This window comes from Alishewanella sp. HL-SH06 (genome assembly GCF_052656265.1).
Genome location: NZ_CP199752.1, coordinates 3,859,183 through 3,884,175, shown reverse-complemented (window position 1 = coordinate 3,884,175; position 24,993 = coordinate 3,859,183). Strand labels below are relative to the sequence as shown.

The following is a 24,993-nucleotide window of genomic DNA, read 5'->3' as shown; positions in this document are numbered from 1 at the left end:
CATGAGTGCCGAGTTACTGATTAACGTTACCCCTACCGAAACACGTGTTGCGCTGATTGAAAATGGCGTGCTGCAAGAGTTGCATATCGAGCGTCAGGCCCGTTTGGGGCTGGTGGGCAATATTTATGTCGGTAAAGTCAGCCGCGTATTGCCGGGCATGCAAGCCGCCTTTGTCGATATTGGCATTGATAAAGCCGCTTTTTTGCATGCATCAGATATCGTGCAACACAATGAAGCCACTGAACTAGATCACAAACCCGGTATTAGTAAAGATATTCGTGTATTAGTGCGTGAAGGGCAGTACCTATTAGTGCAGGTTGTTAAAGATCCGCTAGGGACTAAAGGCGCTCGTTTAACCACGGACATCACCTTACCTTCACGCTATTTAGTCTTTATGCCCGATTCATCGCATGTCGGTGTATCCCAGCGCTTAGAAAGTGAAGCGGAGCGACAGCGGCTAAAAGAGATCGTATCCAATAATATGGACGACAGCGGGGGGTTTATTGTACGTACTGCCGCAGAAGGCGCCGCTGAAGATGAACTGATACATGATGCCAAATTCTTAAAAAAACTCTGGAGCAAGGTGCTCAAGCGCAAAAAAAATACGCGCAAAGAAGCGGTTGTCTATGAAGACTTAACCCTGTGTTATCGCATATTACGTGACTTTGTCGGCACAGAGTTGGAGCGAGTACGAGTTGATTCAAAGCTTACCTTTCAACAACTTACCGCTTTTTGTGAAGAGTTTATGCCACAAAGTGTGCCCTTGCTAGAGTATTACCCCGGCGAGCGGCCGATTTTTGATATGTTCGATGTTGAAAATGAGATCCAGCGAGCTTTAGAGCGCAAGGTGCCTTTAAAAAGTGGTGGCTATTTGATTATCGATCAAACCGAAGCTATGACCACTATCGATGTGAATACCGGTGCCTTTGTCGGCCACCGAAATTTAGATGAAACCATTTTCAATACGAATACCGAAGCCACCCAAGCCATCGCACGGCAATTACGGCTGCGTAACTTGGGTGGTATTATTATTATCGATTTTATCGATATGCAAAATGAAGAACATAAACGGCGCGTATTTCATAGTTTAGAGCTAGCATTAGCCCGCGATCGAGCCAAAACCAATATTCATGGTTTTTCTGCGCTGGGTTTAGTGGAAATGACGCGCAAAAGAACCCGCGAAAGTTTGGAACATATTCTATGCTCAGAGTGTCCAGTATGTATGGGCCGCGGTTCGTTAAAAACCGTTGAAACCGTTTGTTTTGAAATTTTGCGCGAAATCGTGCGGGTTAATCGGGCTTATTCTGCAGATAAGTTTGTGGTTTATGTTGCACCTGTTGTTAAAGATGCACTAACGACAGATGAGTTTCATAGTTTAGCTGAGTTGCAGGTTTTTATAGGTAAGCAAATCAGCATACATGCAGAGCCGATGTATACACAGGAGCAGTTTGACGTGGTAATGATGTAGTGCAGAAAACAAAGCAATTTTGTTTTTACTGTCTGCATAAATTATGGATAGCGCTGGCTATTTGTTTGGTGGTGTTAGCTACCGTGGTGTCGGTGCTACGTATTGCGCTACCTTATGCAGACAATTACAAGCACCATATTGAACAAGTACTGACTAGACAACTCGGTACTGAAATTACTATTGGCCAAATTACCGCCGCGTGGCGACAAAGCGGCCCCGCTCTTGTGTTAGAACAAGTCGAGTTGAATGCGGCCGAGCAGCTACAACTGCATATTGAACAAACGTCTATTCGTATCGATTTCTGGGGAAGTCTTACTTCAAGACAACTTACCGCTGAACATTTTGAATTGCGCGGCTTACGTTATTGGTTAGATGCCGATGCACTGGTGCAGCCGGGATCTAAACAAGTAGGCTCGGTGAGTAAGGTGCTACTGGCGTTAGAGCAATTATTTTTCCGGCAATTAAAAGAATTTACCCTGCGCGATAGCCAGCTGATCCTGTTTAGCACCGATAATCCGCAGTTGGTATTGGATATCAGCCAGTTAAATTGGCGCAACCTACAACAACACCACCAAGGTCATGGCGAGCTATCCATCGCCGATGTCACGGCTAATACCGTCAGTTTTATCTTAGATTTTCAAGGCCCAAGTTTGGCTGAGTCTCAGGGCCAGCTATATCTGCAAAGTTCTGAATTAGACTTAATCCCGTTATTTCGGCAGTGGCTACCGCAAACCCATCGATTAGAGAAAGCCAGTATTAACTTTGAGGCTTGGGCTTCACTCGACAACGGTCAATTACATCAGATCCACGTTGAGTTAGCGGATAACAGCATGCATTGGCAGCGCGCCGGTACTAAGCACAGTTTAAAGTTGGGGCCAGGGCAATTGTTATGGCAACCGGTGGCAGAAGGCTGGCAATTGTTATCCAGTGAATTGAGTTTGGCGGATGAACTGGAAGTGTGGCCCGGATTGCAGTTTCAACTGCATAAAACCCCAGAGCGCTGGGTTGCTGCGATCCAGCAATTTCAGTTAGATGCCTTAGAGCCACTGGCGCAATTGTGGGCTGAAGACAGCCAAGTTCTGCAGGGCATTTTAGCTTATCAACCTTCGGGCTATTTAGAACAGGCGCATTTGGCATGGCAAGACACGCAATGGCAGCTACAAGGTCAATTTAGCGGTTTTAGTAATCTTGCCGTAAAAGACATTCCTGGCACTGAAAACTTAGCAGGGCAGTTTTGGGCGGGTAACAACTTTGCCTGGTTAGCGCTGTCGGCAGAAGAGCAGCAATTAACCTGGGATGGTTTATTTAAACAGGCCTGGCCTTATCAGCAATTAACAGCGGATATTCGTTTACTTAAACGGAACAACAACTGGCAGTTACAGATCCCCACTTTACAGCTGCAAGCCACCGACTTTAGTTTTGACGGCCAACTGGCTTTAACTCTGTCTGAACAACCCGAGTTAGCTTTGCTGGCACAAGTCACCGGTTTAGATGCGGCCAATGCCCATTATTATTATCCGCAGCGCTATATGCCGGAGAAAACGCGAGACTATCTGACTAATGCGCTCAATAGCGGTCAAGTGATCCAAACCACTTTTTTGTGGCAAGGCGCCTTTGCCGATTATCCGTTTCGTGAGGGGCAAGGCCATTTTCAAGCTTTTGCCGAGCTAAACGAAGGGGTGTTTTATTTTGCACCCAACTGGCCGCCCTTAACGGAGTTGCATGGAACTTTGCTGTTTGATAATGCCAGTATGCTGATTGAATCACACAGCGCAAACCTTGCTGAATTGGCATTAACGGAGGTGGTCAGCGCCACTATCCCGAATTTGTTTGACGCGACCCAGTTGGATATTCGTTTAAATTCACAGTTAGACAGTCGCAATATCACCGAGGTTATCTCGCAGTCGTCATTAAAAGACAACTTAGGTAAAACGTTAGCGCACTTAGGGTTAATCGGGCCACAACGTGTTGAGATGCTACTAGAAATAGGCTTACGTGAACCAAGCGTTCGTGTCAGTGGTGTCACGCGTTTACTGAATGTGCAAGCCAACTTACAAGCCCCCGCACTGCAAATTAATGGTTTAACTGGCAGTATTCAGTTTATTAATGAACAAATCAGCAGTGATCAGCTGCAATTTAATTGGCAAGGCATTCAAGGTGCCGCGGAATTGAAAGGAAGCTTACAAGAAAAAGGTTACAAAGTTGACCTCGCTGTAAATGGCTTAACACCGGCGACCGATCTCACTTTGCCGTTGTGGCCGGAAGCCGCAGATTTGCTTGAGGGGGAACTGGATTGGCAGTTAAAGCTGGCGTTATTATTACCGAGCAGTGGTTTTACCTATCAGGCCGAGCTCAGTGCGCGGTTGGATGACTTAGCCGTAAACTTACCTACCCCCTTTGCTAAAACACAGCAGCAAGCTGCCAGCTTACAATTGGTGGCGCACGGTAATGAACAGCAAAGTTATTTTACGTTGGATTATCCAGCGCTACTTAACTTTCAAGCCGAACTGCCACACAGTACAGGCGTGATAAGTCGTGCACAGTTATCGGTTGGTAGTGCGGACCCAGGGCTGGGAAGTAAAGGGTTTAATGTCGACATCAATTTGCCAGCAGTCAGTTTGCTGCCATGGTACGAGTTTTTACAGCCGTTACTCAGTTTGAAGAGCGAGGGCCAGGGGTTATTACCGCCGTTAAACAAAGTGCGTGGCCGTATTGGCGCGATAGCGCTACCCGATAATTTGCAGTTAACCAATACGGTTTTTGAGTTATCAAGCACAGATCAAGCGTGGCAGTTACAGCTTAATGGTACAGAATTAGCGAGTCGTTGGCAGTTTTTCCATGACTGGCAAGCGCAAGGCATCGCCGCACAGTTTGATTACTTGCATCTTGCTGTACCTGAAAAAGACGCGGCCTTGGCAGAAAACGAACGCGCTGTAGCGTTATTAGCAGAGTTACCTGAGCAACAATGGTTAACCCAAATGGTGCCATTGCAATTAAGTTGTCAGGATTGCTCAATTGGTAATTACCGTTTCGGTAATGTGCAAATTCAAGCCGCAGGTACAGGCGATAGCTGGCAGTTACGCCAATTCGATGCCGATTACAAAGGCAGTAAGCTTGGCGTGTCAGGCTATTGGCAGCCTGATAACGCAGCAGGTGTTAGCCATTTTAATGGTAGCTTCTCTAGCCCGAATATCGGCAACTTATTGGCTGAATATCAATTAAGCACCGCCATTAGCGGCAGCCGCAGTGACATCAGTTTTGAGCTAAATTGGCCAGGTGCGCCACAGCAGTTTCGTCTAGGCTCGCTTAATGGCAATGTCAAGTTTGCACTTGGTGATGGCGCTTTAACGGAGGTCAGCGATCAGGGCGCACGGTTATTTTCACTGTTTAGCCTAGACTCGTTAGTACGTAAATTGCGGCTCGATTTTCGTGATGTGTTTGCCAAAGGTTTTTACTACAACAAAATGAGTGGCACCCTAAACGTGCAGCGTGGTGTTGCGCAAACCAATGACTTTGTAGTGGATGGTGTGCCAGGCAATTTAGCGATTCAGGGCTATTCTGATCTGGTAAAACGGCAGATGGATTATCAAATGTCCTTTGCGCCGAAAGTGACCTCGAGTTTACCGGTGATCATTGCCTGGATGGTGAATCCCGCGACCGGTTTAGCGGCACTTGCCTTAGATGAAGTCTTTCAATCGGCAGAAGTGATCTCGCGTATTAATTTCACGGTAACCGGCAGTTTTGATAAACCGGTCGTGACGGAAGTCAATCGACACAGCACCGAAGTGCCCGTACCGGTGCGTATTGCTCAACCAGAGGCGGTTCCCCTTGATAACACTCAACCCCGCTCAGACTAAATGGCAGCTCAGCGCCATTCAATTTAACAGCCAGCCCGATCCCGAGAGTAATTTACGTTTTTTGCGTGAGCAATTAGCACAATTGCCCCGTGCTTTGCAGCATCTGGTGGTGCTGCCAGAGTGTTTTGCCGTATTTGGTGGGGCTGAAGGGGTACAGCTACGTTATCAAGAGCCGCTAGGGCATGGGCCTATTCAGCAGGCTTGTGCGACATTAGCTCAGCAGTATCAGCTGTACTTGGTGGCCGGGAGTTTACCAACATGCACCGATGAGCCAACGCGTTTCGCTGCCAGCAGTGTGTTTTTTGCGCCTGATGGCCAGTTATTGGCCGATTATCAAAAATTACATTTGTTTGATGTGAGCGTGAATGACAGCATGGGATCGTATCGCGAATCGCTCAGTACCCAGCCGGGTAAGAAACTAACATTATCTGTACAGGGCAGTCTGAAACTGGGTATGACTATATGCTATGATGTGCGCTTTGCTGGCTTAACACAGGCGTTAGCCGAGCAGGGTATGAATGTACTCAGCGTGCCGGCGGCGTTTACCGAAGTTACCGGCGCGGCACATTGGCATACGTTATTACGCGCGCGTGCAATTGAAAGCCAAAGCTTTGTGGTGGCGCCAGGTCAAACCGGCACCCATGCCAATGGGCGTAAAACATTCGGCCATAGCCTGATTATTAGCCCTTGGGGCGAGGTATTAGCCGAGGCGGGTTCCGCCCCGGGTTGGATCTCAGTGGCGGTCGATTTGGCCGATTGCCAACAATTGGCCGTAAACATGCCAGTAAAGCAACATAACCGATTTAGAAGTGAGCTGAAATAATGAATGTAGTAGAACAAAACCTAATTAATGCTTCTGAGCTGAGCGCCCGCGATTTAGAACAGACGCTGGGCTTTTTGTTTGCGCATCAGCTCGATTATGCCGATTTATACTTTCAATCTAGCGTGCATGAGTCGTGGGTATTAGAAGATGGCTTGGTAAAAGATGGCTCATTTAATATCGAGCGAGGCGTGGGTGTTCGCGCTATTAGCGGCGAGAAAACCGGCTTTGCTTATGCCGATTCGATCAATAGCGACGCGCTAAAACAAGCGGCTACCGCCGCGCGCGGTATTGCGGCGCACGGTCAACAAGGCAGTGTTAAAGCCTTTAGCCGTAGTGGTAATAGCCAAATTTATTTACCCTGCGAGCCCTTACAAAGCCTAAGCAACACCGACAAAGTCGCTTTATTGCATCAAGTTGAAGCCTTTATTCGCACTTTAGACAAGCGTGCTGAGCAAGTTATGGTGAGCCTGACTGGCGTTTACGAAGAAATATTGGTTGCAGGCAGCGATGGTACCTATGCGACAGATATTCGTCCTTTAGTACGCTTAAATTGCTCGGTGCTATTAGAAGAAAACGGTCGTCGCGAGCGCGGCAGCGCCGGTGGTGGCGCGAGAACGGATTATCACTATTTTAGTGAAGAAGTTGACGGTGCGGTGCGCTGGCAGCAGTTTGCTCGTGAAGCCGTGCGGATGGCACAAGTTAATTTAACGGCAGTTGATGCGCCTGCTGGCACCATGCCGGTAGTGCTCGGCTCTGGCTGGCCAGGTGTGTTGTTACATGAAGCGGTAGGCCATGGTTTAGAAGGTGATTTTAACCGTAAAGGCTCCTCGACTTTTAGTGGCCGTATTGGTGAGCAAGTGGCGTCGAAGCACTGTACTATTGTCGATGATGGTACCCTGACGGGTCGTCGTGGTTCATTAAATATTGACGATGAAGGCACAGCAAGCCAATACAATGTCTTGATTGAAAACGGTATTCTGAAAGGCTACATTCAAGATAAACATAACGCGATGTTAATGGGCGTGGCACCTACCGGTAACGGCCGTCGTGAGTCATTTGCGCACTTACCCATGCCACGGATGACCAACACCTACATGTTAGCGGGCGAATATAGCCCAGAAGAAATTATTAGCAGCGTGAAGAAGGGCATTTATGCGCCTAACTTTGGTGGTGGCCAGGTAGATATTACCTCGGGTAAATTCGTGTTTTCGGCTTCTGAAGCCTACTTAATTGAAGACGGTAAAATTACCACACCGATTAAAGGCGCGACGTTAATTGGTAACGGCCCAGAAGCGATGCAACATGTTTCTATGGTCGGCAATGATATGCGCTTAGACAGCGGTATCGGCGTCTGTGGTAAACAAGGTCAAAGTGTACCGGTTGGTGTAGGGCAGCCTACCTTGAAACTGGATGCGCTGACCGTTGGCGGCACTCAATAATTAAAAATAGATAGCGTTAACCTCTGGATCTGCCGGCACAGACCGGCACTACAACATACGCAGGAAAGAAAGATGGCAGCATTTGGTACGGTATTCACCCCCGAGATGATTATCTCGCGTTATGAACAAAATCAGTGGAGCACACCAGCAATGGTGTCGAGTAATAGCATCAGTTTGCACCCGGGTGCACATGTGCTGCATTACGCTAGCACCTGTTTTGAAGGGCTAAAAGCGTTTCGTCACGCGGATGATTCTATTCATATTTTTCGGATGGATAAAAACGTGGCGCGCTTACAGCAAAGTAGTGCTTTGCTGGCGTTACCTGCTTTTGACCCGGTCATGTTATCCAACATGATCACGGATATCGTGCGTCAATATGCGGCAGATGTGCCAAGCCCACCGGGCTCAATGTATATTCGCCCTACCCATATCGGTACCGAAGGCTCTATCGGTAAAGCCGCAGCACCCAGTTTAAATTCGATGCTGTATGTGCTGTTATCTCCGGTGGGTGATTATTTTGCTGGTGGTGCCAAGGCGCTAAGATTATTGCTAGAAGACGATGCCCGCTGTGCTAGCCATATGGGTATGGTAAAAAGTGGTGGTAATTATGCCAGCGCACTGCAGCCTATTATGAAAGCCCGTGCCGCAGTGCAAGCCGATCAGGTCTTGTTCTGCCCGAACGGCGATGTACAAGAAACCGGTGCTGCGAACTTCTTATTAATTGATGGTAATGAAATTATCACTAAAGCACTGGATAGCTCGTTCTTGCACGGCATTACGCGTGACTCTATTTTAACGCTGGCGCGTGACCGCGGTATGAAAGTGTCTGAGCGCGAGTTAACGGTCGACGAATTACTCGAGCGCGCAGTGCGCCCTGGGGCAGAAGCCGCGTTATCAGGCACTGCTGCAGTCTTAACGGCGGTCGGTACCTTGATCCATGAAAACAAAGAGTATCAAGTTGGCGGTGGTGAGGCAGGGCAAACCACAGCGGCCTTGCGTCAGGCGCTAAATGATATTCAATGGGGTAGAGCTGAAGATAAATTTGGTTGGTTGACGAAGGTTTGCTAAACCCGGCAGTTATACGCTGATTATTACGGCAGCTGCGGCTGCCGTATTTATAGGTATAAACAAAATGACTGGTGATAAAGCGGTACGGGCTGCTATCATTCTGCTTACACGCGAATAACAGCCAGAGAACAACATGGATCAGCAGCCTTTTTATAACCTTGCTTTATCTGAGGCCGATTTACCGGCGTTAGCGCAATTAAACTGGCAGCCCCTTTCCCCTCAATATAAACCGTTAATCGTGGCTTTAGACCTCGGCTGGACAGCCTTGCTAACACTCGTGTGGCTGGTTTTGCTGTACCAACCGTTTTGGCCTGTCGATGAAGTGCATCAGCCGCTGTTGTTATCGTTAGGTTTGCTGATCAGTGGCCTGGGGCTGCTGCTGGCAACTTGGGATCATTTTGCACTGCCAACATACGCTTATGCGTTACGAGAGCATGACCTTAGTTTTCAACGCGGTTTATTTTTTCGTAAAAGCACCACGCAACCATTATTGCGTATTCAGCATATTGAGCTAAAACAAGGGCCCTTAGATCGCTGGGCCGATTTAGCCACGCTACAAGTATTTAGTGCGGGTGGCGCCATGCATACTTTTCAAATCCCCGGTTTACCCGCTGATACCGCCCAACAAATTCGCCAGTTAATTTTGCAACATAAGGATATGCAGCAGCATGGCTGAGCCGCAGATCAGTGTCAGTGAAGCAACGCCGGCCCTAGATGCTTTATCGCAATGGCAGCGTGTATCGCCGATTGCGCTGTTGTACCTGGCGTTACGTTTATTTAAAGCGATTTTTGGTAACGTGAGCTACTTGGCCCCGGTGCTGATTGTGTTTTATCAAGGCATACAGCGGCAACCTCGCGCTTTCTTGCTTGGCGTACTGGTGGTGTTGCTGTTGCTGATCGTGGTTGCCTTGTTGCGCTATTGGGCTTTTCGTTTTCGCATTATTGATGAAACGGTGGAGATCCGTTCGGGCGTGCTACGTAAAGCGCAGTTAAATTTACCCTTTAATCGCATTCAAAATGTGAGGCTACAACAACCGCTGTACTATCGGCCAACAGGGCATTTATGTGTGCATTTAGACACGGCCGGTTCCAAAGTGCAAGAAGCGCAGCTGGCGGCGTTACCCGAACATTGGGCACAACAATTACAACTCGCTATTTATGCTAAACGCCAAGCTTTAGCCACTGCCGCGCAGCCACTTGAGTGCATCGACGAAACCGCCACAGCCAATACTGAAGCTGCGACACCAGCCACAGATCCAACAGAAACACTGCTCTGTCGTCGTGATATTGGCGATTTAGTGCTATATGGCATTAGTAATAACCGAGTGATTTTAGCGTTGGGTTTGTTAGCGCCTTTTTATCGCCCTTTAGTGGATACGCTAAATGAAAAGTTACCTGTATTGGGCTTAGATATTAGCGGTTGGTTTAACCCTGCCCAGCAATCTTGGTTTGGTGTGGGGTTAGCCGTGCTCGCGACTGCAATGTTCTTTATGTTGCTGATCACGCTGGGCTCTATTGCCCTGTCGGTGATCAGTTACTATCAATTTCGTTTGTACCGCACGCAGGACCGCTATATTCGGCGCAGTGGTTTGTTTACCCGCCATGAGATCAGCATGACATTATCGCGTTTGCAGTGGGTAAAGTTACAACAAGATTGGTTAGATAAACTGCTTGGGCGCTGTAATTTACATTATGAACAACTGTTTTCACCGCTGGAAGCCATGCAGCAAAATGCCGGTCACAGTAAAATTATGGTGCCAGCGCTCCATCCTGATGCCGCAGCGCAATTACTTTATGAAGCTTACCCACAACAACAATTAGCAAAAATGGCTTTAAAAGGGGTGAATTGGCGATATTTAATTCCGAGCGCACTGTTTGTCAGTTTACCGTTATTGGTGATCAGTTTGTTGTTGCTGATACGCACCTCAGTATGGATGGGCAGTTTTGGCATTTTGCTTACCGCTATAGTGCAAGTATTGCTGTTGATGCGCTGGCGTAAGTTTGGTTACGCACTTGATACTGAGTTTTTGTATATTCGGCAGGGCGTGATTGGGGCGGATTATTATTGTGTGCCACTGCATAAGTTACAGCAACTGACCTTAAGCCAGCATTGGTTTATGCGCAAAGCCCAGCTGCAACATTTGCGGTGTGTTTATGCAGCTGGCGCATTGAATATTCCCTATATGCCGCAAGCCGATGCACAAAAACTGGCTAACTATGCCTTGTATCAAGCACAGGCCAGTGGCAAAGGTTGGATGTGAGCCTTGGCACACACCCAGTGGTTTGCTTAGGGGCGTTATTCAGGCAGGATCAACGGTCGGATCAGCTGAAACAGCTCACGGAAAGCCTTTGGAGGTTGCTCTTTTTCTGCTTCACGTTTGGCATTACGGATCAGTTGTCGTAATTGCTGCACGTCTACTTCAGGGTAATCTGCAATAAACGCCGTTACCGCATCGCTATCGGCTAATAAGCGATCGCGCCATGTTTCAACTTTATGAAATTGCTTAGTGGCCGCGCGATTGGTGTTACGGATCAGTGCTAGCGCCTGTTCAATCGGCTCTAAATCGCGATCACGCATTAACCGGCCAATAAACTGTAAATGGCGGCGTAACGCTTCGCGTTTTTTCGCCAATCTATCGGCTAATTCTAACGCCTCTTTTAATTCGTCATCCAGCGGCACCTTAGCGCGTAATGCTGGGCTAAGAGCCAGTAGCTCTTCACCTAGCTCCTGCATGGCTAACATTTCTCGTTTAATCTGGCTTTTACTGATGTGATCCGGTTGTTCCAGCCACTTGCTGTCACCGTATTTAAATTCTGTATCTGTCATGGCTCTAAGTTCTATAAAAATAATTACATCTAGTATATCACTAAACTCGGCAGAGCAGGCAGCAGCCTTTGTCTGACTATGATAAGCTTAGCCCATTGATTTAGAGGTAAGAGTAACTATGCAGCAACAATCAGAAATTCAACGGGAAATTGCCGAAGTAAAAGAAGCCGTTAGTCAGGTGTTAGCCCATGCCAAACGCTTAGGGGCCAGTAGTGCGGAAGCGTCAATGAGCCGTACTCGTGGTTTAAGTGTCGAAACTCGACACGGTGAAGTGGAAACGGTTGAATTTAACCAAGACGGTGGTTTAGGCATTAGCCTGTATTTTGGCCAGCGTAAAGGTTCTGCCTCTACTGCCGATCTTAGCCCGCAAGCGCTAGAGCGTGCAGTTGCTGCCGCAGCAGATATTGCCCGCTACACCTCAGAAGATCCGCATGCTGGCGTAGCGGAAGCGGCATGGTTAGAGTTTAACCCACCAGAGTTAGATTTATATTACCCCGACAGCATTGATACTGAACAGGCCATTGCGCTGTGTGCTGGCGCAGAAGACGCAGCCTTTGCGGCGGATAGCCGCATTACCAATTCTGAAGGGGCGTCGTTTTCAACACACCAAGGTTTAAAAGTGTATGGCAACAGCCATGGTCAGATTGTCGGTTACCCGAGTTCTCGGCATAGTTTTAGCTGCGTGGTAATTGGTGAGCAAGACGACGATATGCAGCGCGATTACAGCTTCACGGTGGCACGGCGCTATGCTGACTTGTTAGATCCAAAACAAATTGGCCGCGAAGCCGCCTTAGAAACCGTCGCGCGTTTAAATGCCCGTAAGATCCCGACGCAAAAAGTCCCTGTGATATTTCGGGCAGACATTGCCAGCAGTTTGTTTGGGCATTTAGTGTCTGCCATCAGCGGGGGCAGTATTTATCGTAAATCGAGTTTCTTACTGAATAAAGTTGGCCAGCCCATTATGGCGCCGCACCTGACGATATTAGAGCAACCGCACCTGAAGCTGGCGCTTGCGTCTAGCCCCTTTGATGCGGAAGGTGTTAAAACGCGTGATTTAGCGGTAATCGAAAATGGCGTGTTAAACACCTATCTGACCACCAGCTACTCCGCGCGTAAATTAAACATGGCCAGCACCGGGCATGCTGGTGGTATTCATAACTGGTTGATTAACCATGGTGATACCGATTTAGCCGGTTTGTGTAAGCAGATGGGCAAAGGCTTACTCGTGACTGAGCTGATGGGGCAAGGCGTAAACACGGTAACGGGTGATTATTCTCGCGGCGCTAGCGGTTTCTGGGTTGAGCATGGCGAAATTCAGTTCCCAGTAGCAGAAGTGACCATTGCGGGTAATTTGGCTGATATGTTTATGAATATTGCCGCTGTGGGTAATGATGTTGATCGGCGCGGTGGCGTACTCACGGGGTCGGTTTTAATCAGTCAAATGCAGGTTGCGGGCAGTTAATGTGTACTTTTGCTAGATTAATAAGCGTTAAACGAGACTTATGTCTAAGTGGCAACGCTTTATCTGTGTTGAAAAAACAGACAGCATGAAAGATAAACTAGCCGTTAGCAGTAAATAAAAAGCCCCGCACTGCGGGGCTTTGGTTTTTGTGTGCACGGGTGAAGCTTAATGCCAAACCTTTAAATACAAAATGTACAACGGCTTAGCATTAAATAGCCTGCAGCTTAGTCAATCTTGGTTTTTAAACCGCGACGAATTAACAGTGCATCTGTGGTTGGCTCTTGTCCGCGGAACGCTTTATAAGAATCCATGGTAGGGCGTGAGTTGCCGACTTCCAGAATGTTTTTACGATAATGGTCGCCATTTTCACGCGTTAAGCCACCGTTTTTCTGCACATAAGCAAAGGCATCGGCGGCAAGAATTTCACTCCACATATACGCGTAATAGCCTGCTGAGTAGCCACCGCCCATCGAATGTGAGAAGAAATTTGATTTATAACGTGGTGGCACGGCAGGTAAATCAACACCATGCTTTTTCAACGCGGCAGCTTCAAAGGCTTGCGGATCTTGCAGTGGTGCATCGGCCGGTAATGAGTGCCATTCCATATCTAATAACGCGGCCGACATATATTCCAGCGTATCAAAACCTTGGTTAAAGCTACGCGAGCGAATCACTTTTTCTAATAAGGCAGCAGGGATCGGCTCACCGGTTTGATAGTGTTTGGCGTAGTTGCTTAAAATCTCGGGATGTTGTGCCCAGTCTTCTTCAAAGGTAGATGGGAACTCAACAAAGTCACGCGATACCGCAGTCATTGCCAGCGAAGGGTTTTTAACATTTGAGAGCATACCGTGAACACCATGGCCTAACTCATGGAAAATGGTAGTGGTGTGATCATAGCTGATTAACGTAGGTTGCCCCTCTGGCGCTTTGGGAATATTCATTACGTTAACTACAACAGGCTTTTGCCCCGTCAAATGTGATTGCCCTACAAAGGCGCTCATCCAAGCCCCGCCGCGCTTGCCTTCACGTGCAAAGTAATCGGCGTAGAAAATGGCTAAGCTGCTACCATCTGCGTCAAATACTTCATAAGCGACAACATCAGGATGATAAACCGGTAAATCTGGTCGAGGTTTGAAGCTAATGCCATAAAAACGGTTTAAATAATAAAACACACCGTCTTCTAATACGCGGTTGAATTCAAAATACTGTTTAACTTCGTTTTCGTCTAAGTCATATTTTGCTTGGCGAACAAACTCAGCATAGTATTCCCAGTCCCAAGGTTGCACTTCAAAATCACCGCCTTTTTCAGCGATCATTGCCTGGATCTCAGCTTGCTCTTGCTTGGTATTGGCAACTACCGCAGGGGCCATTGAACCTAACATAGCAAAGACCGCTTGTGGTGTTTTGGCCATGTTGTTTTCTAAAGTAAAGCTAGCCCAATTATCATAGCCGAGCAGTTGTGCACGTTCAGCGCGTAATTGCGCTAAACGGGCCACAATATCGGTATTGTTATTGTCGCCGCTTTGCGCGCGGTTAGCAGAAGCTTCCCATACTCGTTGGCGCAAGTCGCGGTTATTTAACGAGCTTAAAATGGGCTGACGTGTGGTATTGGTGATGCTGATTAAATATTTACCGTCATGGCCACGCTCTTTAGCCGCGTTGGCCGCTGCAGTAATTTGTGCTGGTGAAAGGCCATCAAGCTCTTCTACGGTATCTACGATAACAGCAATATTCGCCGTTTCGGCTAACAGGTTTTGTGAAAATTTGTTGGTTAAAGTGGAATGTTCTTCATTCAGTGCACGGATCGCGGTTTTTTGCGCGTCGTTAAGTTTGGCACCGGCTCGCACAAAGCGCTCATAATATACTTCAACCAAGCGCAACGATTCGGCATCTAAGTTTAAGTCATTGCGAGTAGTATAAATTTGCTCGATACGGGCGAATAACTCAGGGTTCAAATTGATATTGTCTGAATGCGCAGCCATTTTCGGTGCTAATTCGCTTTGAATGGCACGGCGCGCTTCGTTGCTGTCTGTGCCGGTCAGGTTATAAAAAACGCGAGAAACGCGCGTTAATAACTCACCGCTTTTTTCCATAGCAACCAAGGTGTTTTCAAAGGTTGCAGGTTCCGGGTTATTGGCGATAACCGCAATTTCATCTAAATGTTGCTGCATACCCGCGGTAAAAGCTGGTAAAAAATGCTCATCTTTAATGGCGGCAAAATCTGGCGCTTCATAAGTTAAGGTGCTTTTTTGAAAAAACGGGTTGCTCACTGTTACATCCGTAACCGCAGCCGGTGCGGCAGCTTGATTCGCTTGTTGAGTTGGGGTGGTGTTGTCTGTACAGGCGCTCAGTGCAAGTACAGCACTGATAGTCGTAGCGAGTAATGATTTACGCATGATGTGCTCCATGGGTTAGCTTGGTAATTTTATAGTTATACAATGCCTTTTAAGCGGCATATAGTAATATTTCAGTATGCCAAATAATGCTCTTAGAAAAAGCGGTTTTGCAACTAAATCACCATAATATCAGACCAATTGCCCTTGTTTTGCTGTTGTAACACGCTCAGTCTTCTGCTGGCGTGATCAGCGGTAGGGTAAAGTAAAAGCAGCTGCCATCATTTAGCCGTTCATAACCCACAGTACCTTGCAGTTTTTCAATGATTTCTTTACAAATCGCCAAGCCTAAGCCTGTACCGCCTTGCTCACGCACTGTCGGGTTATCGGCTTGGGCAAAACGTTGGAACAGCATAGGCTCAAAAGCCGGTGGCACGCCTTTGCCATGATCGATAACACACACTTTGATTGTTTGCTCTTGCTGCTCGAGCCGAATATGCACGGTCGACGTTGCCGAAGAGAATTTTATGGCGTTAGAAAGTAGGTTGATCACCACTTGGCGTAAGCGTGATTCATCGGCTAATACCCAAAGGCTGTTTGCAGAACTATCTTTTAGCTCAATGGTACGATGTAACCCATGCAATTGAGCAATACATTGTAGTAACAAGGCTTTTATATCAACCGGCCGCACATTAAAACGCATATGGCCGCTACTGAGTTTTTCAAAGTCGAGTAGGTCGTTCACCAGTTGGTGTAACTGCTTACAACTTTGCTGGGCTAAATGCAGCATTTTATGTTGTTTCTCGGTTAATTCACCCAAAGCACCGCCCAGTGCTAAGCTCAAACTGCCATTAATGGCGGTAAGTGGTGTGCGCAATTCGTGGCTCACGGTTGCGACAAAATCGTTTTGTAGGCGTTCTACCCGTTTGCGTTCAGTGATATCACGTAATACAAACAAGCGCTGGGCTTGTTGCAGGGGTAACTCGGTATGCGATAGTTGTAATGGGAAGCTCTGCTGATCAGCGCGCTGCCCTAAACATTCAATTTCAACTTGGACAGGCTGTGCAGGATCGTAGATTTTCGCGCTATCTTCACTGGGATCTAACAAACAGGTCCAATGTTTACCCGTTAAGCTATTGGCAGGGTAAGCAAAAATGCGATAACAGGCTCGGTTTGCGGTTTTAATAATACCTCGTGCGTCAACGGTAATAATGCCATCAAAGACATTATCATGAATGCTACGCAAGGTTTTTTTCTTATCGCCTAATGCTTTGGCACTTTGCTTTAAGCGTTGCATCGAGAAAAATATGCGCCACTGTAACAACAGCATAATCATACCCGCGCTGTACAGCATACCCCGAAGCCCAGACACGCGTTGCTCAGACAACTCCGCTGCGGGGATGGCCATTTGCCACTTCGCGCCTCTTATCGATACATTTAGAATAGGGTTTTTGCTATTAAAAAGAGCATTATCGCCAAAAAAGCTTTCAGTAAACCGCTGGTCAGGCAGTTTACTACGCAGCGCAATGGGTAATGCTAATTGGGTTGAAAGTTCAGCCAAACGCTGCCAAATGGGTTCAATGTCGATTACCGTACTGACAATGCCCCAGTACTCGCCGTTGGGCATAAAAATGGGGTAGCGATAGATAAAAGAAATACCCCCTTGCACCAAATGTATCGGGCCAGTGAGTTTAGCATTTCGATCCGCAATAATGCTGGCAATAGCCGGCCATTGCTCAGTTAAATCGGGATAATATAAGTTTAATGCCTGCTCGTTGCCGGCCAACGGAAAGATGTAACTAATACGATTCGCTGGCGCTATACCAATGTTCCTAATATAAGGGGCTTGTTTCACCAAGCCGGGCAATAACACGTCTAGCTCGTTGTTACTAATTTTACCGTCCATCGCAACAATGTAAGATGCCAAACCAATGGTTAAGTAAGACGAAATATTTAATTCGCTCTCTAACTGCGAGCGTAATTGCTCTGCCGTATTTAAGCGTTGCTGCAGTTTTTCAGCGCGCAACCGGTGCTGCTCATTATTTAAAAACCACTCAACGCCCAGCAAAAACAGCAAGCACGACGCGACCAAAGCAAGCCATTGCCATAATTGTAGGCTAGAGCGATAGTTCAACATAACAAGTGGATTGCCGCAGAAAGTGAAAACATGCAGGCAGATTATAGTCACTTGCCACCAGATGCAAAAAAGATTCGAACTGTTCGCCTAAAAAAGCATCGCCCCAGCAATAGACTTAGCGCCAAAGCCTGTCTATAATGCGCGCTCTATCGCTGCACCCGTAGCTCAGCTGGATAGAGCGCTGCCCTCCGGAGGCAGAGGTCCCGCGTTCGAATCGCGGCGGGTGCACCATATAAATCAACCACTTACGCGAAAGCTGAGTGGTTTTTTTATGCCCGGTGACAAATCGGTGACACAATCGTGACAAACCCACATTTTCATTATTTATAAAACTGCGTTTTTTGACCTCTGTCCGAAATCCTGATTGTATTGCTAAGTAAAAATACACTTTAGTGAGCAATCAAAACGCATGCCTCCTCACTTCACCCAAGTTCGCTACCATAATTTGCTGCGCCTCCGGGCGCGCTTCTATTTTCGCTAAATCTAGGTTTAACGCCTGCACGGCATAAGGCACTAGCGCCGAGCGCACTGAGAACACCCGCTTGCCGTGTTGCATATTGTAATCTTCGGCAATAATGGCTTTTTGATAGTCTGTTAAGCGGGAATCAGGCACCAGCACGATATCAATAGTGGTATTCCAACGTTCATCCTGCTCTTTGGTCATCTTGGTATCGCCTTCTATACCATTGATGCTGCGAAAACGGCTAAGCACAAAATCCCGAAAATCGCGGTTCTTCTCGCATAAAAAGTACCACCCGTTTGCAAGTGCTTGTTACCATTTGTTGCAAATTCACTGCACCAGCACTTTCACTAAAAGTACCACTTATTCGGATAGCAGCTTTGTGCAAATAGCGGAAATTACCGTTTTCCTGAGTTGAACGACTGTTTTCGAATGCAGAGCAAACCGAGCGCAGATATTGGTTTAATTATAAATACGTTGCCAAAATTAGTTTACCATTACATTATATTATGAACAGACTGTTTTTTAGTCAGTTAAGCCACTCTTTTAAACTTTGGGTACATGTGTTTGGGGTATTTACGTTTTCTTTATAAAACCTAATCGCTTGAATGCTCGTTGACAAAACAAAATCGGTTTCACCATAAGGTGGTGTTATGTTATTTTTCCAAAATAAAAGTATTGATGTTGCTGTTTTTGAAAAAGAAAAGCAGAAGTGCGTTGATTTATCATACAGCCTTGAGGCGATTAAACAGAATACGGCCTTTATCGCCTTTACCCCCTCTGGAAAAATTATCGAAGTCAGTGAAATGTTTGCGCATATCGTTGGTTACAATGCAGATGAATTGATAGGTAAAGAACACCGCTTATTGTGTTCAGATGAATTTTCCAACTCATCTGCTTATGCTTCTTTTTGGCGAGAGTTAAGTAATGGGAATCAACATAACGGCACTTTCACTCGTTTTGGAAAGTCAGGCCGAATGATCATGCTCGAAGCGACCTACTTACCGGTCAAGGATGCCGCTGGAAAAGTCATTCGCATTATTAAAATCGCCAACGATATTACCGAAAAGCAATTTGATCTACTCGATAAAATCGCAATTATAGAAGCCTTACATCGTTCACTGTCGGTTATCGAATTTAACCCTGATGGTGTCGTGCAATCTGCCAACCAAAACTTTTTAGATACCATGAGTTACCAAGAGTCGCAGCTAATAGGCAAACACCATTCAATATTTTGCTTTGAAAGCTTCTATCGGGACAATGCGGATTTTTGGAAAAAGCTCAAAAATGGCATGGTGTATTCAGGCCGCTTTGAGCGTAAAAACTCAAAAGGCGAACATATTTGGCTTGAGGCAACTTATAACCCAATTAAAGACCAAACGGGCAAAGTCTATAAAGTAATTAAATTTGCTTCAGACATCACTGCGCGGGTGTTAGCGGCAAATCAAGCGGTTGATATTGCTGCGGCAACGTCTGAACAAACTTCACAAATTACACAAAATGCCAGCAAAGTGCTTGAAGACGCGGTTCGCACCTCAGAAACCATTGCTGTGCAAGTTAAAAAAGCCAGCGATATTGGTTCACAGCTTAGCCATGAATCAAAAAGCATTGCTGATATTGTCAACACTATTCGTGGCATTGCTGATCAGACTAACCTACTGGCGTTAAACGCAGCAATCGAGGCTGCAAGGGCTGGGGAATCAGGCAGAGGCTTTGCGGTTGTTGCAGATGAAGTTCGTAAACTCGCCGGCAGAACCGCAGAAGCAACCAGCGAAATTTCATCAGTGGTAAAAACGAACTCAGATTTAATCAGTCAAATTGATTCGCAATTAACTGGGATCAGCAGTATCAGCTCTGATGGTCAAGAGCGTATCATGGAAGTGTCACTTGGTATCGCCGATGTTGCACAAGGTGTTGCTAATTTTGTGGATGTGGTGCAAAGACTAAAACCGTAAATTAACATCGAAATAGGCCAGTTTTTTGAATGTATGTCACTCGATCCTCGCAGTTTTCCTATGACAGTGCGGGGATTATTTATTCGCTTTAAACCACTCTTGTGTTCATGTGCTAATGTGGTACTTTATTTTGAAAATTTCAATAGGTTCAAAAGTTAAAACTCACTGTAGAGCCAATTGGTAGCTCTGTACGCGGCGTTTCAGAACAAACCTCCCGTATTGCTAGTGCTGCGCAAATTAATGAACAAATTGCTGACCAAACCAATCTTCTTGCGCTTAATGCAGCAATTGAGGCAGCTCGTGCGGGTGAGCAAGGGCGAGGTTTTGCGGTAGTTGCAGATGAAGTGAGAAATCTCGCAAGGCGCACTCAGGAATCGACGAAAGAAATATACGGCATCGTTAACGAGTTAACTCATCGAGCGGGTGATGCCGTAAAAGTTGCTGATGCAAGTGCCATTGATGCGGAAGAGGGACTTTCTAAATGTTATTGACAGTGGCAAAATGTTAATCGAAATCTCAGGATCAATAGGTTAAATTGCCCCTATGTCGACCCAAATGGCTGGCGCAGTAGAAGAGCAATCCCATGTTGCTGAGGATATAAACCGTCAAATTGTTAACATTTCCACGCTTGCCGATTTGAGTAGTGACAGTTCGATACAACTTTCAGACACCATTATTTATTTGAATTAGATAGCTGATGAGCTTCATGAGCTGGTAGTGCGGTTTAAGCGGTAGCCTCTCAAACACATAAACCTTACTTAAACAAAACATTATTGTTGTGCAATTGATAGCTTTGAATTGACTAGTAAATTGTTGGAGATACTTTTGAACGCACCTGAATTCCCTGTTGATGAAGCTGCTCGTCTACTTGCGTTACAACGCACAAATTTACTAGACACCCCTGCCGAGAAACGATTTGATCGCATTACCAGATTAGCAGCGTCCGTATTTAAGGTGCCGATATGTTTAATTTCTTTAGTCGACAGCAACAGGCAATGGTTTAAATCTAAAGTTGGGCTTGATGCTTGCGAAACCAATCGAGATATCTCGTTTTGTGGGCATGCCATATTACATGATGATATTTTTATCGTTTCAGATGCAACAAAAGATGAACGCTTTGCATCGAATCCTTTAGTGACCCAAGCGCCACATATTCGTTTTTATGCTGGAGCTCCCTTAAGAGAGCCTAGCGGGCAACCTATTGGCACCCTATGTCTAATTGATTCAGCTGCCAGAGACTTTTCAGTAAAAGAGCAGAAAGAGCTACGCGCATTTGCAGACATGGTAGAGCATGAGATCGCCAAAGTAGATCAAGAACAACTTCAAGAACAATTTTTAAAAGGCGTTGCAAGAACAGCTTCAATACTGGCAACACTACCAGATATGGTATTTGTCATTGATCGAAACTGTCGTTTTTTAGTTTGCAAAGAGCATCCTGACTTACTTAAACCTCAAAAAGACATTTTGGGGCATACTGTCCTTGAGGTACTGCCCAATGAGTTAGGTCATGAACTTGTAGCTTGCCTTAGGCAAGCCTTTTCTACTGATGATGTGATTCATCATAACTACACTTTTAAAAAGTCAAATCAATCGTTCGAAGCGCGGTATAAAAAGATTGATGATAATGAGGTGTTGGTCGTGATTCGTAATACCACGACACAGATTGAAGCACAGTCAGAGATAAGGCGTCTCTCTGAAGTTGTAAGGCAAACAACTAATGGCGTGGTAATCACCGATGAAAATGGACGAATCATATGGATTAATGAAGCCTTCTCCTCTCTTACAGGGTACAGCATTGAAGAAATGCAGGGTAAAAAGCCTGGGGAGTTATTACAAGGGCTAGATACTGACCCTGCCACTGTTGCAATAATGAGAGAAGCGCTTGCTCAACAGAACGGCTTTAACGTTGATATTTTAAATTATTCAAAAGCGCAAAATTCCTACTGGGTTAGGATAGCTTGTAATCCGCTGTTTAGTGAAAGTGGTAGTTTGAGCGGTTATATTGCAATTGAAACAAATATTACAAAAGAGAAGCAGGATGAAGAACTGATTCGAAACAGTGATAACTTACTTAAGGCCGTAATAGACGCTAACAATATAGGCACATGGCATTTAAATATTCAAACAGGCGAGTTGATTATCAATGATAAATGGGCCGCATTACTGGGTTACACACTTTCTGAGTTATTACCAATAAACAGAGTCATGTGGGAGAGGCTAACGCATCCTGACGACCTAGCTTATTGTGTAACTGTTCTCGAAAAGCACGCGTCAGGCCTTATACCTATTTATGAAGCCAATATTCGTATGAAACACAAAAAAGGTCAATGGATATGGATAAATACCAGAGGGCGTGTTTCTTCAAGGACATATGATGGCAAAGCGCTATGGTTATTGGGTACGCATTTTGATATTAATGACCAAATAATTGCAGAAAGAGCGCTTAGTGATAAGTCACGGCAGATGGAGGCCGTTGTAGAAGGCTTACTTGATGGCATTATTACTATTGATTGTCGTGGTAAAATTCTGACATTTAACCACGCGGCACAGGAAATCTTCGGCTATACGGAATATGAAACGCTTGGAAAAAATATCAGCATGCTTATGGCGTCGCCTCATCGGGAGCATCATGATAGTTACTTATCAAATTACATTGAACGTGGCATAAGCAACATTACCGGACGTATTCGCGAGCTTGAGGCCTTGCATAAAGATGGTTCTTTGTTCCCGATTGAACTTGGAGTTGTTGAAGTTCAAATGGCTGGTGAAGTTAACTTTATCGGTGTTGTCAGGGATATTACTGAGCGTAAACAACGTGAACATGAAATTCACCAGCTAGCATTTTATGATCCACTGACATTCTTGCCTAATCGACGTCTGTTGTTGGACAGATTGGCGGGAGCTATAAACCATAGCGCTCGTACAAATAATTTCTCGGCGTTACTATTTCTTGATTTGGATAACTTTAAAGACCTCAACGATAGTGCTGGTCATAATAAAGGTGACTTACTGTTGTGTCTGGTAGCTGAGCGTCTTGTCAATTCAGTTACACAAGGTGATACAGTAGCGCGTTTAGGCGGCGATGAGTTTGTTATCATTGCATCAGATTTAAGTCATGATCCAACATTAGCAGCGAACCAGGCTGAAGGACTTGCGCAAAAAATCATGGATAATTTAGCGAAGGAATATAATCTTGACGGTCTGACTTACAATAGTTCTGCTAGCATTGGTGTGACACTTTTTAATAATGGGAACCTTCCAAAAGAAGATTTGTTAAAGCAAGCTGATATGGCTATGTACAAGGCTAAATATGCTGGCCGAAATGGTGTGCAGTTTTTTGACCCACAAATGCAAGTCGCAGTAAGCTCAAGAGCAACAATTATTAGCGACTTATACGCTGCAATCCTAGGCCAGCAATTTGTTCTTTTCTATCAAAAACAGGTCGATCATCTGGAGCAGTGTATTGGTGTTGAGGTGTTGTTGCGTTGGATACACCCAGAAAAAGGAATGGTGTCACCATTGCAATTTATCCCCTTAGCGGAGGAAACCGGTCTTATTGTGCCCATTGGCGAGTGGGTGCTACAAGAAGCTTGCGCTACTCTGGCAAAATGGTCTTTAGAATCGGAAAAACAACATCTTAGCATTGCGGTTAATATAAGTGTAGTTCAATTTAGCAAAGATAATTTTGTTCAGAGTGTTTTCAATGCATTAGAAATCTCAGGTGCAAATCCACAGTTACTTAAGTTGGAAATTACGGAAACGCTGCTCGCAAATAATATCCCCGATGTTAAAGCTAAGATGCAAGAGTTGCAGCAACACGGCGTGACGTTCTCAATCGATGATTTTGGTACAGGCTATTCATCCTTATCTTACTTAAAGCAATTGCCAATAAATCAGCTAAAAATTGACCAAGGATTTGTTCGAGACATTATCAATAGCAGTAATGACAAAGCAATTGCCCAAGCAGTTATAACGTTAGCCGACTCAATGGAGCTGCAAGTCATAGCTGAAGGTGTTGAAACAGAAGCGCAGCGCGCATTATTACAGAGTATGGGGTGTCACACCTATCAAGGCTATTTGTACGGAAAACCATGTCGGATAGAAGAGTTGCATTTTTAAAAGCTAAACTTCTACTTTTAGGAGTAAGCCGATATTCATTCGTGATGCTTTAAAGGAAAAATCTTAATCCAGCTTAAACCACACAGGTCTGAGTCGCTGATAAAAGTGCGGGGGTAATTTCCATCACGGAAAATGTATTTCGGCCGTGTTGTTTACTTTTATAAAGCTGCTGGTCTGCCAGTTCTAGAATATTGCTATCGTAGTCTTCTGGTTTATTTGCGACGGCAATGCCAATGCTGATACTCAATTTGGTGGTTGGAGTCTGGGGGTTTGCGATATCCAGTTCCAACACATTATTCAGCATCTTTTTTGCCACGGTTACTGAACCATTGATATCGGTATCGGCGAGCAACACTACAAATTCTTCCCCTCCATAGCGGGCGACCACGTCAACAGGTCGAGAAATACTATGCTTTAGGGTATTGGCGACTTTACGTAAAGCATCATCTCCCGCTAAATGGCCAAACGTATCGTTATATTTCTTAAAGTAGTCAATATCCACCATCATTACTGCAAGAGGGTTTAAATTACGTCTGTGTTGGGCAAGTTGGATTGATAAAACGTTATCAAAATAGCGACGATTATAAATACCGGTTAATCCATCCAGATATGCTTGAGATCGCAGTTCATCAGAATGTCTTTTTAGTGTTAGATGCACTTTTACACGGTTGCGTAAGGTATTGGCATTAAAAGGCTTTTGAATAAAATCGACGCCACCGGCATCCCAGCAGGCATCTTCATCCGTTTGATGATGCAAACCAGTGACGAATATAACCGGAATCTCTGCCAGTTGTTTATCGGCTTTTAATTGCCTGCATGTTTCCAATCCATCCTGCTCAGGCATGACTACATCTAACAAAACGAGATCAGGCAGACTGTCGTGACAAACTTTGATTGCCTGTTGGCCGCTTGTGGCCATCAGAACGTTGTATTCGTTGCCTAAAACCTGATAGACAATCTGAATATTAATAGGTTGATCATCGACAACCAAAATGGTTGCGGGTGATTGGTTGATAGCCACATTTGGTAAAGTGTCAGCTGACAT

Annotated in this window: 16 protein-coding genes, 1 tRNA gene and 1 pseudogene; 13 read left to right on the top strand and 5 right to left on the bottom strand. The window is 45.7% G+C overall.

Translation table 11 applies throughout. The features are described from left to right. Nucleotide 1: 1 nt before the first annotated feature. The 7 genes from rng (at nucleotide 2) to ACUJFK_RS17680 (ending at nucleotide 10,916) form a co-directional block, all read left to right on the top strand. Nucleotides 2-1,468 carry a ribonuclease G gene (gene rng, locus ACUJFK_RS17710; protein ID WP_445425683.1) on the top strand — a complete coding sequence of 489 codons (1,467 nt, stop codon included), beginning with the start codon at nucleotides 2-4 and terminating at the stop codon, nucleotides 1,466-1,468. Beyond that, nucleotides 1,468-5,325 carry a YhdP family protein gene (locus tag ACUJFK_RS17705; protein WP_445425682.1) on the top strand — a complete coding sequence of 1,286 codons (3,858 nt, stop codon included), beginning with the start codon at nucleotides 1,468-1,470 and terminating at the stop codon, nucleotides 5,323-5,325. Before rng ends, ACUJFK_RS17705 begins: the two co-directional genes overlap by 1 nt. Further along, nucleotides 5,297-6,148, top strand: coding sequence for a carbon-nitrogen hydrolase family protein (locus tag ACUJFK_RS17700; protein ID WP_445425681.1), 852 nt, complete (start codon nucleotides 5,297-5,299; stop codon nucleotides 6,146-6,148). Before ACUJFK_RS17705 ends, ACUJFK_RS17700 begins: the two co-directional genes overlap by 29 nt. Further along, entirely contained in the window at nucleotides 6,148-7,587 is a 1,440-nt protein-coding gene (gene tldD, locus ACUJFK_RS17695) for a metalloprotease TldD (protein ID WP_445425680.1), read from the top strand. The genes ACUJFK_RS17700 and tldD overlap by 1 nt, the downstream gene beginning before the upstream one ends. A 27-nt stretch (nucleotides 7,588-7,614) precedes the next feature. After that, a complete protein-coding gene (locus ACUJFK_RS17690) occupies nucleotides 7,615-8,655 on the top strand; it encodes a branched-chain amino acid aminotransferase (protein WP_445426807.1) in 1,041 nt (346 codons plus the stop codon). A 133-nt stretch (nucleotides 8,656-8,788) separates the two neighbouring features. Beyond that, nucleotides 8,789-9,331 carry a PH domain-containing protein gene (locus tag ACUJFK_RS17685; protein ID WP_445425679.1) on the top strand — a complete coding sequence of 181 codons (543 nt, stop codon included), beginning with the start codon at nucleotides 8,789-8,791 and terminating at the stop codon, nucleotides 9,329-9,331. After that, nucleotides 9,324-10,916 (top strand): PH domain-containing protein, encoded by a 1,593-nt coding sequence (locus ACUJFK_RS17680; protein ID WP_445425678.1) that lies wholly within the window; start codon nucleotides 9,324-9,326, stop codon nucleotides 10,914-10,916. The genes ACUJFK_RS17685 and ACUJFK_RS17680 overlap by 8 nt, the downstream gene beginning before the upstream one ends. Nucleotides 10,917-10,951: 35 nt before the next feature. On the opposite strand, the gene yjgA is transcribed toward ACUJFK_RS17680, so the two are convergent. Continuing rightward, a complete protein-coding gene (yjgA, locus tag ACUJFK_RS17675; RefSeq protein WP_306178803.1) occupies nucleotides 10,952-11,482 on the bottom strand; it encodes a ribosome biogenesis factor YjgA in 531 nt (176 codons plus the stop codon). 118 nt (nucleotides 11,483-11,600) lie between these two features. Here yjgA and pmbA point away from each other — a divergent pair, with 118 nt between their 5' ends. Then, nucleotides 11,601-12,944 carry a metalloprotease PmbA gene (pmbA, locus tag ACUJFK_RS17670; RefSeq protein WP_445425677.1) on the top strand — a complete coding sequence of 448 codons (1,344 nt, stop codon included), beginning with the start codon at nucleotides 11,601-11,603 and terminating at the stop codon, nucleotides 12,942-12,944. 224 nt (nucleotides 12,945-13,168) lie between these two features. On the opposite strand, the gene ACUJFK_RS17665 is transcribed toward pmbA, so the two are convergent. Together ACUJFK_RS17665 and ACUJFK_RS17660 are read right to left on the bottom strand one after the other, a co-directional pair. Continuing rightward, on the bottom strand, nucleotides 13,169-15,340 hold the full coding sequence (locus tag ACUJFK_RS17665; RefSeq protein WP_445425676.1) for a M3 family metallopeptidase: 2,172 nt from the start codon (nucleotides 15,338-15,340) through the stop codon (nucleotides 13,169-13,171). Nucleotides 15,341-15,506: 166 nt separating this feature from the next. Continuing rightward, a complete protein-coding gene (locus tag ACUJFK_RS17660; RefSeq protein ID WP_445425675.1) occupies nucleotides 15,507-17,414 on the bottom strand; it encodes an ATP-binding protein in 1,908 nt (635 codons plus the stop codon). A 154-nt stretch (nucleotides 17,415-17,568) separates the two neighbouring features. Between ACUJFK_RS17660 and ACUJFK_RS17655 the strand changes: the two genes are divergently transcribed. Further along, a tRNA-Arg gene (locus tag ACUJFK_RS17655) sits at nucleotides 17,569-17,645 on the top strand. A gap of 169 nt (nucleotides 17,646-17,814) precedes the next feature. On the opposite strand, the gene ACUJFK_RS17650 is transcribed toward ACUJFK_RS17655, so the two are convergent. Beyond that, entirely contained in the window at nucleotides 17,815-18,078 is a 264-nt protein-coding gene (locus tag ACUJFK_RS17650; protein ID WP_445425674.1) for a hypothetical protein, read from the bottom strand. 449 nt (nucleotides 18,079-18,527) lie between these two features. Between ACUJFK_RS17650 and ACUJFK_RS17645 the strand changes: the two are divergent. From ACUJFK_RS17645 to ACUJFK_RS17630, 4 genes and pseudogenes are all read left to right on the top strand, one after another. Continuing rightward, nucleotides 18,528-19,307 (top strand): annotated as a pseudogene (locus tag ACUJFK_RS17645) (PAS domain-containing protein); the annotation flags it as partial. Then, a complete protein-coding gene (locus ACUJFK_RS17640) occupies nucleotides 19,305-19,829 on the top strand; it encodes a methyl-accepting chemotaxis protein (RefSeq protein WP_445426806.1) in 525 nt (174 codons plus the stop codon). The pseudogene ACUJFK_RS17645 and the gene ACUJFK_RS17640, both read left to right, overlap by 3 nt. Nucleotides 19,830-20,005: 176 nt before the next feature. Continuing rightward, nucleotides 20,006-20,320 (top strand): methyl-accepting chemotaxis protein, encoded by a 315-nt coding sequence (locus tag ACUJFK_RS17635; protein ID WP_445426805.1) that lies wholly within the window; start codon nucleotides 20,006-20,008, stop codon nucleotides 20,318-20,320. Between the two features lie 334 nt (nucleotides 20,321-20,654). Beyond that, complete coding sequence (locus tag ACUJFK_RS17630; RefSeq protein WP_445425673.1) at nucleotides 20,655-23,948, top strand: bifunctional diguanylate cyclase/phosphodiesterase; 3,294 nt, start codon at nucleotides 20,655-20,657, stop codon at nucleotides 23,946-23,948. A 73-nt stretch (nucleotides 23,949-24,021) separates the two neighbouring features. On the opposite strand, the gene ACUJFK_RS17625 is transcribed toward ACUJFK_RS17630, so the two are convergent. Beyond that, complete coding sequence (locus ACUJFK_RS17625; RefSeq protein ID WP_445425672.1) at nucleotides 24,022-24,993, bottom strand: diguanylate cyclase; 972 nt, start codon at nucleotides 24,991-24,993, stop codon at nucleotides 24,022-24,024.